Raw genomic sequence first — 15,247 nt, forward strand, 5'->3', positions numbered from 1 at the left:
AGGAACTTGATTCGGCCCTTTTCCACTTTTTTCTACCCACTCGTGCTGCCCCTGCTGGCGCTGCTGGCCGGCTGCACCCAGCCCGCCCCGCCGCCCGCCTACCGCATCGGGTTTTCGCAGTGCAGCACCACCGGGCCCTGGCGGCAGGCCATGCTGGCCGGCATGAAGCGGGAGCTGAGCTTTCACCCCGAGGTGCGGCTGCGCATGCTTGATGCCCACGACAACAGCCGGGTGCAGCAGCAGCAGATCCGGGAGCTGGTGCGCGGCGGCATCGACTTGCTGATTGTGTCGCCCTACGAGGCGGGGCCGGTGACGCCGGCGGTGGAGGAAGCCTACCGGCGCGGTATTCCGGTGGTGCTGCTCGACCGGCGCACCGCCTCGGGCCAGTACACGGCCTACGTGGGCGGCGACAACCTGGAAGTCGGGCAGACGGCCGCGCGCTACGCGGCCCGCCTGCTCAACCACCGCGGCACCATCATCGAAATTCTGGGCACGCCCGGCTCTTCCGCCACCTCCGACCGGCACCGCGGCTTCACCCAGGCCCTGCGCGCCGAGCCCGGCCTGCGCGTGGTCGGCCAGGTGACGGGCGACTGGACCGCCAAAGCCCTGCCCGCCCTGGCTCAGGCTCTGAAAGCTCACCCCGAGGCCAACCTCATCTTCGCCCACAACGACGGCATGGGCCGGGGCGCGGCCCAGGTGTGTCAGCAGCTGGGCCTGGGCAAGAAGGTGAAAATCATCGGTGTCGACGGCCTGCCCGGGAAGAATGAGGGCCTGGACCTAGTGCAGCGCGGCCTGCTGACGGCCTCGGTGCTGTATTCGCCCGGCGGCGAAGACGCCATCCGCACGGCCCTGAGCATTCTGCACAAGCAGCCCTACAAGCACGAAAACACGCTCGGCACCCTCGTTATCGACTCGACCAACGTGCGGACCATGCAGCAGCAGACCGACAAGGTCGAAACCCAGCAGCAGGACATTGAGCGGCAGCAAGGCCTGCTCCAGCGCCTGCAGGCCACCTACGCCAGCCAGCAGGTGGTGCTCTACGGCCTGCTGGCCACGTTGCTCGGTGCCGTGGTGCTGGGCATCATTGCCTGGAACTCGGCCCGCAAAAACCGCCTGATCAATGAGCAGTTGGCCCTGCAGAACGCGGAAAACGACAAGATCAACCATCAGCTTCTCATTCAGAACGAGGAAATCCGGCAGCAGCGCAACCAGCTCGAAGCCCTGGCCGAGCAGGCCCGCGCCGACACCGAGGCCAAGCTGCGCTTCTTCACCAACTTCTCACACGAGCTGCGCACCCCGCTCACCCTGATTCTGGGCCCGGTGGAGGAGCTGCTCACCAGCAGCCCCGACCTGAACCCCGCCCAACGTCAGGACCTGGCGCTGGTGCGGCGCAACACCCAGCGCCTGCTTCAGCTAGTAAATCAATTGCTGGACTTCCGCAAAATCGAGGTGGGCAAAATGTCGGTGCGGGCTACGGAAAGCAACCTGGTGGCTTTCGTGCGCGAAATCGTGGATGCCTTCGAGAAGCCGGCCCGGCTGCGGGGCGTGGAGCTGCGGTTTGTGGCCGCCGCGCCCGAGCTCAAGGCCTGGTTCGACGGCAACATTCTGGACAAGGTCTTCTTCAACCTGCTCTCCAACGCCCTGAAATTCACCCCCGACCAGGGCCGCATCACCATCAGCCTGCAGCCCGGTGACGACGGCAAAACCCTGCGCATCAGCGTGGCCGATACCGGCCGCGGCATCTCCGACCAGGACCGGGCCCACATTTTCGAGTGGTTTTACCAGGGCGACCAGGGGGCGGTGGCCAAAGGCTCGGGCATGGGGTTGGCCCTGGCCCAGGGCCTGGTGCGCCTGCACCAGGGCCAGCTCACGTTTAGCAGTCAGCCCGGGCAGGGCAGCACCTTCGTGGTGGAGCTGCCGCGCGAGCTGCCCGCCGAGCTGCGCTCCAGCGAGCCGGCCGCTCCTACCCTGCTCACGCTCGACGAGCCCGAGGCCATTCCCACCGACTTTGGCCCCGACGCCGATGCCGTGACGGCCGAAAACGGCAGTGAAACCCTGGTGCTGGTGATTGAGGACAATGCCGAGGTCAACGACTTCCTGGCCCGCAAGCTGCGCCACGATTTCCGGGTGCAGACCGCCACCGACGGCCACACCGGCTTCCGCATGGCCACCGACCTGATTCCGGACCTGATTGTGTGCGACGTGATGATGCCGGGCCTGAGCGGGCTGGAAGTGGTGACCCAGCTGCGGGCCGACTGGCGCACCAGCCACATTCCGGTGGTGCTGCTCACAGCCCGCAACGCCCCCGAGCAGCAGGTACAGGGCGTGCAGGCCGGCGCCGACCTCTACCTGACCAAGCCCTTCAACCCCACTTTCCTGCTGGAAAGCGTGCGGACCCTGCTGGCCAACCGCGCCCGGCAGCGCGAGCATTTCCGCCGCGAGCTGAGCGTGGACGCGGCCACCGTGGCCCCCACCAACCCCGACCAGAAATTCCTGAACGACCTCACGGCCATCGTGGAGGCCAACCTGACCAAGACCGACCTGAGCGTGGAGGATATTGCCCGCAGCCTGAGCATCTCGCGCATGCAGCTCTACCGCAAAGTGAAAGCCGTGCTCGGCACCGGCGTCACCGACTTCATCCAGAGCCTGCGCCTGACCAAAGCCCGGGAGCTGCTGCTCGACGAAGCGCTGACGATTGCGGAAGTGGCCTACGAGCTGGGCTTCTCCTCGCCCTCCTACTTCTCCACCAGCTTCAAGGCCCGCTACCATATTTCGCCCTCCGAGTTTCGGGCCCTGCACATTGCCCCGCAGCACTGAAACATTATCATAAGTGCTGCAAGAAAAGTGAAACCGAGCCAGTAGCAGGCTCGGTTTTTTTATTTTAAAAGTATTGAAAATCAATGCTATACCTATCGTTTCGATCCTGAACGAATTTTGAAATAAATCAGCAAGCCGAAGCCGGCCCGGGCGCTGACTTTTGTGCTGGCTGGTGGCCTTACCGTGGGCCGCAACTGCAAACGTTTGCAGTGCTTCCCCGGGCTCCGCCGGCCAGGCTTCCCTCCTCCACCCCAAAGTACCCTGGATGCTTCCAAGTCCGCCCGACCACGCTGGTCTGGCGCGGAATGGAAGCTCCGCTCTGCTCCCTCTCCCATCATTTTAACCCACAGTACTATGCCGTTTCTACCCCAATTCCCCCACGGCGTCCGGCCCTTGCGGTGGCTGCTGCTCACGCCGGCCGTGGGTAGCCTGCTGCTCACCAGCCCGGCGGCGGCGCACCCCACGGCCGGCTTCGTGACGGAGCACGTGCGGGCCGCTTTGCCCACCCGCATCCTGGCCGCCCACGAGCTGTACGCGGCCTTCCTGGTAACCGGCCCGGTGAGTGGCCGCGTGGTCGACGCCAAAGGGGAGCCCCTGCCCGGCGTGACCGTAGTAGTGGCCGGCACCACCCTGGGCAGCGCCACCAATACCAATGGCGAATACCTGATTCAGGACGTACCGGCCGGGGCCCAGACCCTGGTTATTTCCTCGGTGGGCTACGTTACCACGCGCCTGCCCATTACGGTGGTCGACGGCCAGCCCACGCAGGTGGGCAGCACCACGCTGAGCGAAGATACCCAGGCACTGAGCGAAGTAGTAGTGGTGGGCTACGGCACCCAGAGCCGGCAGGAGCTGACCACGGCCGTATCGTCGGTGAGCTCGAAGGCGCTGGAGCGGCAGACGGTGGCCGGCTTCGACCAGGCCTTGCAGGGCCAGACACCCGGCGTGCAGGTGACCTCGCCGAGCGGGGCGCCGGGTGCCGGCATCAACGTCCGGATTCGGGGCAACTCCTCGGTGAGCTTGTCGAACAGCCCGCTCTACGTCATCGACGGCGTGCCCGTGCTGCCGACCTACAACCGGGAGCTGGGTGGCCTGAGCAACCAGTCGCCGAACCCGCTGAACGCCCTGAACCCGAACGACATTGAAAGCATCGACGTGCTGAAGGACGGCGCGGCGGCGGCCATTTACGGGGTGCGGGCTTCCAACGGCGTGGTGGTTATTACCACCAAGCGCGGCAAAGCCGGCAAAGCTCAGGTGGGCCTGAACGTGTACTACGGCCAGCAGCAGCTGCGCAAAAAGCTGGACTTGCTGAACGCCCGCCAGTTTGCTGAATACTACAACGAAGCCCGCATCAACGCGGGCGGCACGGCCGCTTACCCCGACCTGAACAACCTGCCGGCCAACACCGACTGGCAGGACGAGGTGTACGATAAGGCCTCCATCCAGAACTACCAGCTGAACGTGAGCGGCGGCTCCGACAAAACCCGCTACTACGCCTCGGGCAGCTACTTCAAGCAGGAAGGCATTGCCCTGAACTCGGGCTTCGACCGGTTCAGCTTCCGCCTCAACCTCGACCAGGAAGTAGCCAAGCGCTTCCGCATCGGCACCAACCTGAACCTGAGCCGCACCAACAACAACGGCTCGGTACGCTCGGAGCGGGGCGCGGGCAACGGCGGCACCGTCGTCGGCACCCTGACGCAGATTCCGACCCTGCCGGTGCGCAACCCCGACGGCACCTACGCCACCAACCCCTTCAACAGCAGCTTCGACAACCCAGTGGGCAACCTGCTGGAAACCCGCAACAAGGCTCTGATTTACCAGGCTATCGGCAACCTCTACGGCGAGCTGGACGTGCTGAGCAACCTACAGCTGCGCTCCTCGGTGGGCATCGATTTCCGCTCGCAGGTGGAGAATGAGTACGTAACCCGGGAGTTTCCCGGCAACCGCCAGACCACCACGCCCGACCCGGCCACGCTGGGCGCGGCCCGCACCGGCACCGACCAGCAGGTGATCTGGCTGAACGAAAACACGCTGACCTACAACCCCGACCTGGGCGCCAAAAACCGCCTGACGCTGCTGGCCGGCCAGTCGGTGCAGGCCTCGAACCGCTTCACGTCCAACGCCCGCGGCACGGGCTTCCCCTCCAACGCGGTGCCGTACCTGTACGCGGCTACGGCCAACCGTTCGGTGAGCAGCTACGAGGAAGAGTGGGGCCTGTTCAGCGTGTTCGGCCGTGCCATCTACAACTACGACGAGCGGTACCTGGCCACCGTCAGCCTGCGGACCGACGCCTCGTCGCGCTTCGCCAAAAACAAGCGGTTCGGCTATTTCCCGGCCGTGAGCCTGGGCTGGAACGTGAGCAAGGAAAGCTTCTTCCCGCAGAGCACCGCCATTTCCAACCTGAAAGTGCGGGCTTCCTACGGCGAAAACGGCAACCAGGAAATCGGCAATTACGCCCGCTTCACCACCTACGGCTCGGGCGCTGGCTACCAGGGCTCGGGCGGCAGCATCGCGGGCGGCATTTCGCCCGAGCGCATCGGCAACGCCGACGTGAGCTGGGAGCGGACCAAGCAAACCAACTTCGGCGTAGACGTGAGCCTGCTGCGCGACAAGCTCAACTTCACGGCCGACCTCTACCAGAAGCGCAGCACCGACCTGCTGTTTGAAGTGCCCCTGCCCTTGAGCAGCGGCGCTCAGACCCTGAACATCATCCAGAACCTGGGTGAGGTGGAAAACAAGGGCCTGGAGTTGGGGCTGAACACGACCAACGTGCAGTCGGACAACGGCGGCTTCGCCTGGACCACCCAACTGAACTTCACCCTGAACCGCAACAAGGTTATCAACATCGGGACCGTGCGCAACGAGCAGGGCGTGGTTTCGGACCGCAAGATTATCGGCGACTACTCCATCGTGCAGGCCGGCCTGCCGCTGGGCACGTTCTACGGCCTGCAAACCGACGGCATCTTCCAGACCGACGACGAGGCCAAGAAGCTGAACCCCGAAGCCCGGGCCGGCGACATCCGCTTCAAGGACTTGAACGGCGACAATAAAATCACGGACGCCGACCGCACGGTGATTGGCAACAGCAACCCCAAATCCATTGCCGGCGTCACCAACACGTTCAGCTACAAAGGTCTGGAGCTGAGCGTCTTCTTCCAGGGCTCCTTCGGCAACGACATCTACCACGAAAACCGCCGCAGCACCGAGGGCATGTACCAGGCCCTGAACCAGACCACGCGGGTGCTGAACCGCTGGACGCCGACCAACCGTGATACCGACGTGCCGCGGGCGGTGCTGAACGACCCGGCCGGCAACAACCAGGTGTCGAACCGCTTCATCGAGGACGGCTCCTACGTGCGCCTCAAGAACGTGACCCTGGCCTACGCCCTGCCCTCGGGCCTGATGCAGAAAGCCGGTATCAGCGGCATCCGGGTGTACGTCACGGGCCAGAACCTGCTGACCTGGACCGACTACACCGGCTACGACCCCGAAGTTAGCGCCGACCCCTTCTCCAGCACCGGCTTCGGCCGCGACCTGGGCGTGTACCCGCAGTCGCGCACTTACACGGTAGGCCTGAACGCTACTTTCTAACCGACTCCCACCCATGAAAAAGATAGTCTACCCCATTCTGGCCGCCGTGCTGCTCACTACGGGCTGCGACAGTGTGCTGGAAAAAGAGCCCCTGCCCAGCATCACGCCCGTCAACTTCTTCCAGAACCGCGACGACGCCGAGGCCGCCATTACCGCCGCCTACGACGCCTTGCAGCAGGAAGGCACCTACGGCCTGGACCTGATTGCCACCGGCGAAATGCCCTCCGACAACGCCACCAGCGAAAACGGCGACGTGACGCCCCTGGATAAGTTTACCTGGCGGCCCACCACCAAGCAGGTGCGCACCATCTACACGGCCTCCTACATCGGCATCAACCGGGCCGACGCGGTAATTAAGTACGTGCCGGGCATCGACATGCCGGCGGCCCGCAAAAACGAGATTCTGGGCGAAGCCCGCTTCCTGCGCGCCCTGCACTTCTTCAACCTGGTGCGCCTCTACGGCGGCGTGCCGCTGCGCCTGGAGCCCACCGAAACCGCCGAGCCCGGCGCCCTGAATCTGGGCCGCGCCAGCGTGGACCAGGTCTACCAGCAGATCATCACCGACCTGACCCAGGCCGCCGACCTGGCCCCGGCCGGCTCGGCCTCCGACCGGAGCCGGGCCACCCGCGGCTCGGCCAACGCCCTGCTGGCCCGGGTGCAGCTCACCCAGCGCAACTGGTCGGCCGCCGCCGCCGCCGCCGAGAAGGTCATCAGCAGCAACCTCTACGTGCTGGCCGGCACGCCCAAGGAGCTGTACCCGGCCAATAACAACCGCGAATCGGTGTTTGAGGTGCAGTTTGCCGGCGCCGACGACGGGGGCAACATCTTCCCCGACGTGGCTTTGCCCGCCCCGCCCGCCACGTACTCGTTTCCCAAGTTCAACATTCCGACCCCGGAGCTGCTCAACGGCGGCCCCAACTCGGCCGATACCGCCACCTATGCCCCCGGCAACCCGCTGCAGCGGCGCACCGACCGGCGCTGGGCCTACGTGGGCAACAAGCCCGGCGGGCGCGACCATGTCAGCTACATCGACGGCGGCAAGGGCTCGGGCAACGACAACGGCCCCTTCGTGTACAAGTGGTCGGGCAACCCGAACGGCTTCAACTCGGCCGACAACACCTACGTGCTGCGCTTTGCCGACGTGCTGCTGATGCAGGCCGAAGCCCTGAACGAGCAGGGTCAGTCGGGAGCCGCCCTGACGCCGCTGAACCGCGTGCGGACCCGTGCCGGCCTGGCCGAGCTGACCGCCGCTTCGCCCGAAGCGGCCAGCCAGGCTACCCTGCGCAACGAAATCGACCGGCAGCGCCGCCTGGAGCTGGCCTTCGAGGGCGAGCGGTGGTTTGACTTGCTGCGCTACGCCCGCCACGAGCTGGCCGCGCCCACGGTGAGTCACCCCAAGGATGCTTTCGACGAGATTTTCAACAAGCTGGGCCGGCGCGACGCCAACTACCTGCTGCTGCCCATTCCGCAGCAGGAAACCAACAACAACCCGAATGTAACCCAGAACCCTGGGTACTAACCGCCTGGGGCGCTGTAACGCCCCAGGCTTTGTTTTGCGCGGCCGAGGACTAGCCTGACCGCGCGAAGCCGGGGCCGGTTTCGGTGTGGGAGAGAAACGAAACCGGCCCGCAGGCTTCTCCTTTTTTCGCCGCAGCCAAGGCGCTGCTGCCCGCTTTTATCCCCCTGCTTTTTGCTCTCCTTCCCCGCTTTTATGCTTCGAATTCCCGCTTCTGCTTATTCCTTGCTGCTCCTCTTGGGCCTGAGCCTTGGCACCGGCTGCCAGCGCCCACCCCAGGCCAGCGGCGCGGCTACTACCGGCCGCACCCCGGCTTTCTGGCTGACCACGCCCGATAAGTCGGTGCTGTTTCAGCCGCAGGCAGCCCCGGCCTGGAGCGCCGCGCAGCCCACCGGCGACGTGATTGAAGTAGACGACAAGCAGACGTTTCAAACCATTGACGGCTTTGGCTACTGCCTCACCGGCGGCTCGGCCGAGCTGCTGCACCGCATGGGCGCCACCGAGCGCAAGGCCCTGCTGCAAGAGCTGTTTGGCACCAGCGGCAACCAGATTGGCGTGAGCTACCTCCGCCTGAGCATCGGGGCTTCCGACCTCGATGCCCAGGTTTTCAGCTACGACGACCTGCCCGCCGGCCAGACGGACCCCACCCTGGCGAAGTTCAGCCTGCAGCCCGACAAAGCCCACCTGATTCCGGTGCTCAAGGAAATTCTGGCCATTAATCCCAGCATCAAGCTGCTCGGCTCGCCCTGGTCGCCGCCGCCGTGGATGAAAACCAACGGCAACTCGAAGGGCGGCTCGCTCAAGCCCGAGTTTTACGACGCCTACGCCCGCTACTTCGTGAAGTACGTGCAGGGCATGCGGGCCGAGGGCATCCGCATCGACGCCATAACGGTGCAGAATGAGCCCCTGCACCCGGGCAACAACCCCAGCCTGCTGATGCTGGCCGAGCAGCAGGCCGAGTTCGTGAAAAAGCACCTCGGCCCGGCTTTCGAAAAGGCCAAAATCGACACGAAGATTATCGTCTACGACCACAACGCCGACAAGCCCGACTACCCCATCAGCATTCTGAACGACCCCGAGGCCAGGAAGTACATCGACGGCTCGGCCTTTCACCTCTACGCCGGCCCGATTGAGGCCCTGAGCCAGGTGCACGACGCCCACCCCGACAAGAACCTGTACTTCACCGAGCAGTGGGTGGGCTCGAAAAGCCAGTTTGCCGAAAACCTGCCCTGGCACGTGCGCACCCTCATCATCGGGGGCACGCGCAACTGGGCCCGCACGGTGCTGGAGTGGAACCTGGCCGCCGACCCGCAGCAAAATCCGCACACGCCCGGCGGCTGCACCGAGTGCCGCGGCGCCCTGACGCTCGACGGCAACCAGGTGACGCGCGAAGACGCCTACTACATCATTGCCCACGCCAGCAAGTTTGCCCGCCCCGGCTCGGTCCGCATCGGCTCCAACGTGCCCGACAAGCTGCCCAACGTGGCCTTCAAAGCCCCCAACGGCGACAAGGTGCTGGTGGTGCAGAATGACAGCCCCGCGGCCCGCACCTTCACCATCCGCCACCAGGGCCGAAGCTTTGCCAGCACGCTGGCCGCCGGCGCCGTGGGCACCTACGTGTGGTAGGCCGCGCTTCTTCCTCTTTCCCACCCCGCCGCATGAAAACCCCGAACCAACTTCTGACCCGCCTGGCCACGGCCCTGCTGCTCCCGGCCCTGCTGCTGAGCGCCTGCACCTCCAAGCCCGCCGACGCCCCGGCTCCGGGCGGCGGCGGGGGCGGCGTCATCACGCCGCCCGTCACGGGCCCGTCGCAGGTGGCCCTGTGGCTGACCACCACCGACCAGGTGGCGCTGTTCCGGAAAAGCACGGCGGTGCTGAATTTTCAGGCCCCGACCGGCAACAACCCCACCATCGTGGTGGACACGACCCAAACGTATCAGTCGATAGACGGGTTTGGCTACACGCTCACGGGGGGCAGCGCCACGCTGCTGAATCAGCTGAGCGCCACCGCCCGGGCCGCGCTGCTCAAGGAGCTGTTTGCCACCGACGAAACCAATATCGGGGTCAGCTACCTGCGCATCAGCATCGGGGCCTCCGACCTGAGCGACCGGCCCTACACCTACGACGATCTGCCTTCCGGGCAGACCGACCCCACCCTGGCCCAGTTCAGCCTGCAGCCCGACAAGACCGACCTGATTCCGGTGCTCAAGGAAATTCTGGCGCTGAATCCCACGCTCAAGATTCTGGGCTCCCCGTGGTCGGCCCCGGCCTGGATGAAAACCAACGCCAGCCTGAAGGGCGGCTCGCTCAAGCCCGAGTACTACGCGGCCTACGCCGACTACTTCGTGAAGTACCTCAGGGCCATGCAGGCCGAGGGCATCACGCTGGATGCCCTGACGGTGCAGAACGAGCCCCTGAACCCCGACAACAACCCCAGCCTGTATATGACGGCCGCCGAGCAGGGCACTTTCATCAAGCAGAACCTGGGCCCCGCCTTGCGCGCGGCCGGACTCAGCACCAAGATTATCCTGTATGACCACAACGCCGACCGCACCGACTACCCGCTGGCTATCCTGGCCGACGCGGCGGTGCGGCCCTACGTGGATGGCTCGGCGTTTCACCTCTACGCCGGCAACATCAGCGCCCTGAGTGCAGTGCACGCGGCCTACCCCGACAAGGGCGTCTACTTCACCGAGCAGTGGGTGGGCGGGCCCGGCAACTTCGCCGGCGACTTCAGCTGGCACGTGAATAACCTCATCATCGGGGCCACGCGCAACTGGAGCAAGAACGTGCTGGAGTGGAACCTGGCCGCCGACCAGAACTACGGCCCCCGCACCCAGGGCGGCTGCCCCAACTGCCTGGGCGCGCTGACCATCAACGGCGGCAGCGTGACGCGCAACACGGCCTACTACACCGTGGCCCACGCCAGCAAGTTCGTGCGGCCCGGCTCGGTGCGCGTGGCTACCAACCTGCCCGCCAACCTGCCCAACGTGGCCTTCAAAGCGCCCAATGGCCGGAAGGTGCTCATCGTGCAGAACAGCGGGGCCACCCAAACCTTCGACATCAGCTACCGGGGCAAGGTCGTCAGTTCGACGCTGACCGCCGGGGCCGTGGGCACCTACGTCTGGTAAGCTGCCCGCCCGGCCCGCCTTTTCTCTTTACCTCACTCCCGCTGCCTACCGCCTGACAACCCGCTTTCCGCCCCGTTTGCCCGCTTTCCGCACCTGTTCACCGCTCTGTTTCCCATTTTTTCCACCACCAAAATTCCTACAGAACATGAACAAAACTACGCTTCTCGCCGGCCCGCTGCGCCGGCTGCGCAACCTGCTGGTGCTGACGACGGGCCTGGGCCTGGCCCACCACGCCGCCGCGCAAAGCTTTCTGCGCGCCGACGGCCAGCGCATCGTGAATGCCAGCAACCAGGAAGTGATTCTGAACGGCATGAACCTGGGCAACTGGGCCGTGCAGGAAGGCTACATGATGAAAGTGGGCTGGCCGGGGGCCACGATAAACGGCGCCACGAAGCAGACGCAGGGCGCGGTAAAAAAGAGCCTCTACAACGCGGGCATGAGCGACGCGGCCGTGGAAACCTTCTACCAGAACTACCGCGACAATTTCATTACCAAGCCCGATATCGACTACATCGCCAGCAAGGGCTTCAACTGCGTGCGCCTGCCGCTGCACTACGAGCTGTTCCTGACGCCCAGCCAGCGGGCCGTGCGCAACAGCGTGATGCGCGGCACCGTCTCGTACGACTCCTACGTAAGCCAGCTCACGGGCTGGTACAACGCCAATCAGCTCTTCACGGACCCGGCCAACATGGCGGCGCTGGCCATGATTGACAACACGCTGGCCTGGGCCCAGGCCAACAACATGTACGTGGTGCTCGACATGCACGCCGTGCCCGGCTCCCAGGGCACCGACGCCAACATTGCCGACCAGATTGTGGCCAACGACCTCTGGAACCGGCAAATCAACCAGGACGTGCTCGACCGGCTGTGGCGCTTCGTCTCGAACCGCTACAAGAACGACGCCCGGGTGGCCATGTACGACCTCATCAATGAGCCCAACAACTACCCCAGCAACCAGAAGATTCACGACGTATTTCAGCGCCTGATTACCTCCATCCGGGGCCAGGGCGACAACCACCTGATCCTGGTAGAGGGCAACGGCTGGGGCAACGACTACAACTACCTGGAGCCATTTATTTTCCCGAACCGCTCGAACCTGGTGTATAACTCCCACCGCTACAGCGCCCAGGGCTACCTGATGGACAACGGCGTGAACTCGACTGGCGGCAGCCCCAACACCATCCGCTTTATCGGCGACCTACGCAACTTCCGCAGCACGCACAACGTGCCGATCTGGGTGGGGGAAACCGGCGAGAACCCCGACGACAACTGGATGCGCGAGGCGGCCAAAAACCTCAACTCCGTCGGCATCGGCTGGTGCCACTGGACCTACAAGCGCTTCGAGGACCGCAGCAACCCGGCCTTCATGCACATCAACCCGCCCTACGTGGTCGACGGCCCGGCCGGTCTGAGCCAGGTCCTGACCAACATTCAGTGGGCCAACTGCGTGCCCAACACCACCGTGGCGGCCGTGTCGCCCAACCAGAACGGCATCGTCAACTACCCCGGCGGCGGCAACTACAACGGCACCACCGCCCCGCCCAGCGGCCCCAGCATCGGGCGCATCTACGAAATCAGCTCCAAGAACGGCGGCAAGGCTATGGAAGTCTCGGCTAACTCCCAGGCCAACGGCGGCCGGGTGCAGCAGTGGGGCTGGGTGGCCTCGGCCAGCCAGAAGTGGAAGCTCGTGGACGCCGGCGGCGGCTACGTGCGCATCGTAAACCTGAACAGCAACAAGAGCCTCGACATTGCCGGCCCCAGCACCGCCGACGGGGCCGCCGTGCACCAGTGGGACTGGCTGAGCCAGGATAGCCAGTACTGGCAGATCATCGGCAACGGCGACGGCACCTACCGCATCATCAGCAAGTACAGCGGCAAGGCCCTCGACGTGGCAAACAACTCTACCGCCGACGGCGCGGCCGTGCACATGTGGACCTACGGCGGCGGCGACAACCAGCGCTGGTGGTTCTCGGACCAGGGCGCGGCCCGCACCACCCTGGCCACGGCCGGCGCGGCCCTCGACAGCCGCCTGCAGCTCTACCCCACCACCGTGGCCGCCCAGCTCAGCTTCGACTACACCGCCGACCAGGCCCACCGCGTGCAATTGCAGCTGGTGGACCTGCTGGGCAAAACCGTGCTCCAGCGCCCCGAAGCCCCGGTGCACGCCGGCCTGAACACCTTCCAGCTGAACGTGGCCGCGCTGCCCGCCGGCGTATACGTGCTGCGCGTGGGCACGCCCGAGGGGCAGCTCCAGCGCCGCCTCGTTATCAGCCACTAGCCTGATTTCCCCACTACGGCCGGCCTTTCGGGGTCGGCCGTAACAGCGGGCCTGCCCGCGCATATTTTATCCTCATGCTCAATAAGTTTCTCCCCTCTCTTGCCCTGCTGACTGCGCTGAGCGCAGGTGGCGCGGTGGCCCAGAAAGCCGCCAACCCGACCCGTAACTTCGCGGCCTACTCGGTGGCCGGTAAAAAGGCCCAGGTATACGCCACCGTAGCCGGCACCGACAAGCGCTTGGCCGCCGGCGAAACCCTCTCGTTTCAGCCCCTGGCCCAGCCCCTGGAAACCCAGGTCTGCGTGTTCGTGGACCCCACCAAGACGTTTCAGTCGGTGCTCGGCATCGGCGGGGCCCTGACCGACGCCTCGGCCGAAACCTACGCCAAGCTCAGCAAAGACCAGCAGCAGGAGTTTATGCAGGCCTACTACAGCCCCACCAAGGGCATTGGCTACACCCTGGCCCGCACCAGCATTGCCAGCTCCGACTTCAGCAGCGCCCCCTACGACTACGTGGCCGACCAGGACGCGAGCCTCAAAACCTTCAGCGTCCGGCACGACGAGCAGTACCGCATCCCGTTCATCAAGCAGGCCATAGCCGCCGCCGGCGGTAAGCTGACCATGTACGTGGCCCCCTGGAGCCCACCGGCCTGGATGAAGGACAACAACAACCGCCTCAAGGGCGGCAAGCTGCTGCCCCAGTACCGCCAAGCCTGGGCCGACCACTACGTCAAGTTCATCAAGGAGTATGAGCGCCAGGGCATCCCGATCTGGGGCCTGAGCACCCAGAACGAGCCGATGGCCGTGCAGAAGTGGGAATCCTGCCTGTTCACCGCCACCGAGGAGCGTGACTTCATCAAGGAATACCTGGGCCCCACGCTGAAAAAAGGCGGCCTCGGCGACCGGAAGCTCATTGCCTGGGACCACAACCGCGACCAGGTCTACCAGCGGGCCAGCACCATCCTCGACGACCCCCAGGCCGCCCAGTACGTGTGGGGCGTGGGCTACCACTGGTACGAAACCTGGACCGGCAGCCAGATGATGTTCGACAACGTGCGCCGCGTCCACGAAACCTACCCCAACACCAACCTGCTGCTCACCGAGGCCTGCATCGAGAAGTTCGACTTCAACAAAGTCAACGACTGGAGCCTGGGCGAGAAGTACGGCCTGTCGATGATTAACGACTTCAACAACGGCAACGTGGGCTGGACCGACTGGAACATCCTGCTCGACGAAACCGGCGGCCCCAACCACGTCCAGAACTTCTGCTACGCCCCCATTATCGGCGATACGCGCACCGGCAAGCTGATTTACACCAACATCTACTACTACATCGGCCACTTCTCCAAGTTCATCCGGCCCGGGGCCAAGCGCATCGTCAGCTCTTCCAACCGCGACCATCTGAGCACCACTGCCTTCCGCAACCCCGACGGCAAAGTAGCTGTGGTGGTGATGAACGACGGCGACAAAGCCCAGGATTTCCAGCTCTGGCTGCAAGGCCAGGCCGCCGCCGTGAGCAGCCAGCCCCACTCGATTATGACGTTGGTGGTCAACTAAAGCCATTTTCGGGTTGCTATCCGGCCGGGGGGTAGAGACGCCTACGTCGCGTCTCTACCCCCCGGCCCCGCAACTGGCTCTGACACCTGCCCCGCCCGCCCCGAAACCTCAGCCGTAGCACCCGAAACGCCGCCGGTAGCACCCGAAGCCTCGCCCGCAGCACCCGAAGCCTCGCCCGTAGCGCCCGAAGCCCTGGCCGTAGCGCCCGAAACGCCGCCGGTAGCCCCCGAAGCCTCCGCCGTAGCAACCGAAGAGGCATCCGGTAGCTAATTTCACGGCTTCGGGGGCTACGGCTGGGTCTTCGGGTGCTACCAGCGGCGGCTGGGACTACCAGCCCGCTGGTTGCCGAACCCTTTCTTTC

7 protein-coding genes are annotated in these 15,247 nt (G+C 65.0%); all 7 read left to right on the top strand.

Features of this window, described 5'->3' with window-relative positions; translation table 11 throughout:
• The first annotated feature begins 42 nt into the window (after positions 1-42).
• The 7 genes from E5K00_RS12065 to E5K00_RS12095 all read left to right on the top strand — a co-directional run bounded on the left by E5K00_RS12065 (position 43) and on the right by E5K00_RS12095 (position 14,886).
• Entirely contained in the window at positions 43-2,817 is a 2,775-nt protein-coding gene (locus tag E5K00_RS12065) for a substrate-binding domain-containing protein (RefSeq protein WP_135463465.1), read from the top strand.
• A 354-nt stretch (positions 2,818-3,171) separates the two neighbouring features.
• Positions 3,172-6,408: a SusC/RagA family TonB-linked outer membrane protein gene (locus tag E5K00_RS12070; RefSeq protein ID WP_135463466.1), complete on the top strand. Its 3,237-nt coding sequence runs from the start codon at positions 3,172-3,174 to the stop codon at positions 6,406-6,408.
• A 13-nt stretch (positions 6,409-6,421) separates the two neighbouring features.
• Entirely contained in the window at positions 6,422-7,927 is a 1,506-nt protein-coding gene (locus E5K00_RS12075) for a RagB/SusD family nutrient uptake outer membrane protein (RefSeq protein WP_135463467.1), read from the top strand.
• Positions 7,928-8,119: 192 nt separating this feature from the next.
• Entirely contained in the window at positions 8,120-9,550 is a 1,431-nt protein-coding gene (locus E5K00_RS12080; protein WP_135463468.1) for a glycoside hydrolase family 30 protein, read from the top strand.
• 32 nt (positions 9,551-9,582) lie between these two features.
• A complete protein-coding gene (locus E5K00_RS12085) occupies positions 9,583-11,055 on the top strand; it encodes a glycoside hydrolase family 30 protein (protein WP_135463469.1) in 1,473 nt (490 codons plus the stop codon).
• A gap of 145 nt (positions 11,056-11,200) precedes the next feature.
• Positions 11,201-13,333 (top strand): RICIN domain-containing protein, encoded by a 2,133-nt coding sequence (locus E5K00_RS12090; RefSeq protein WP_135463470.1) that lies wholly within the window; start codon positions 11,201-11,203, stop codon positions 13,331-13,333.
• Between the two features lie 74 nt (positions 13,334-13,407).
• Entirely contained in the window at positions 13,408-14,886 is a 1,479-nt protein-coding gene (locus E5K00_RS12095) for a glycoside hydrolase family 30 protein (protein ID WP_135463471.1), read from the top strand.
• Positions 14,887-15,247 lie beyond the last annotated feature (361 nt).

This window comes from Hymenobacter aquaticus, assembly GCF_004765605.1.
GTDB classification, from domain to species: domain Bacteria; phylum Bacteroidota; class Bacteroidia; order Cytophagales; family Hymenobacteraceae; genus Hymenobacter; species Hymenobacter aquaticus.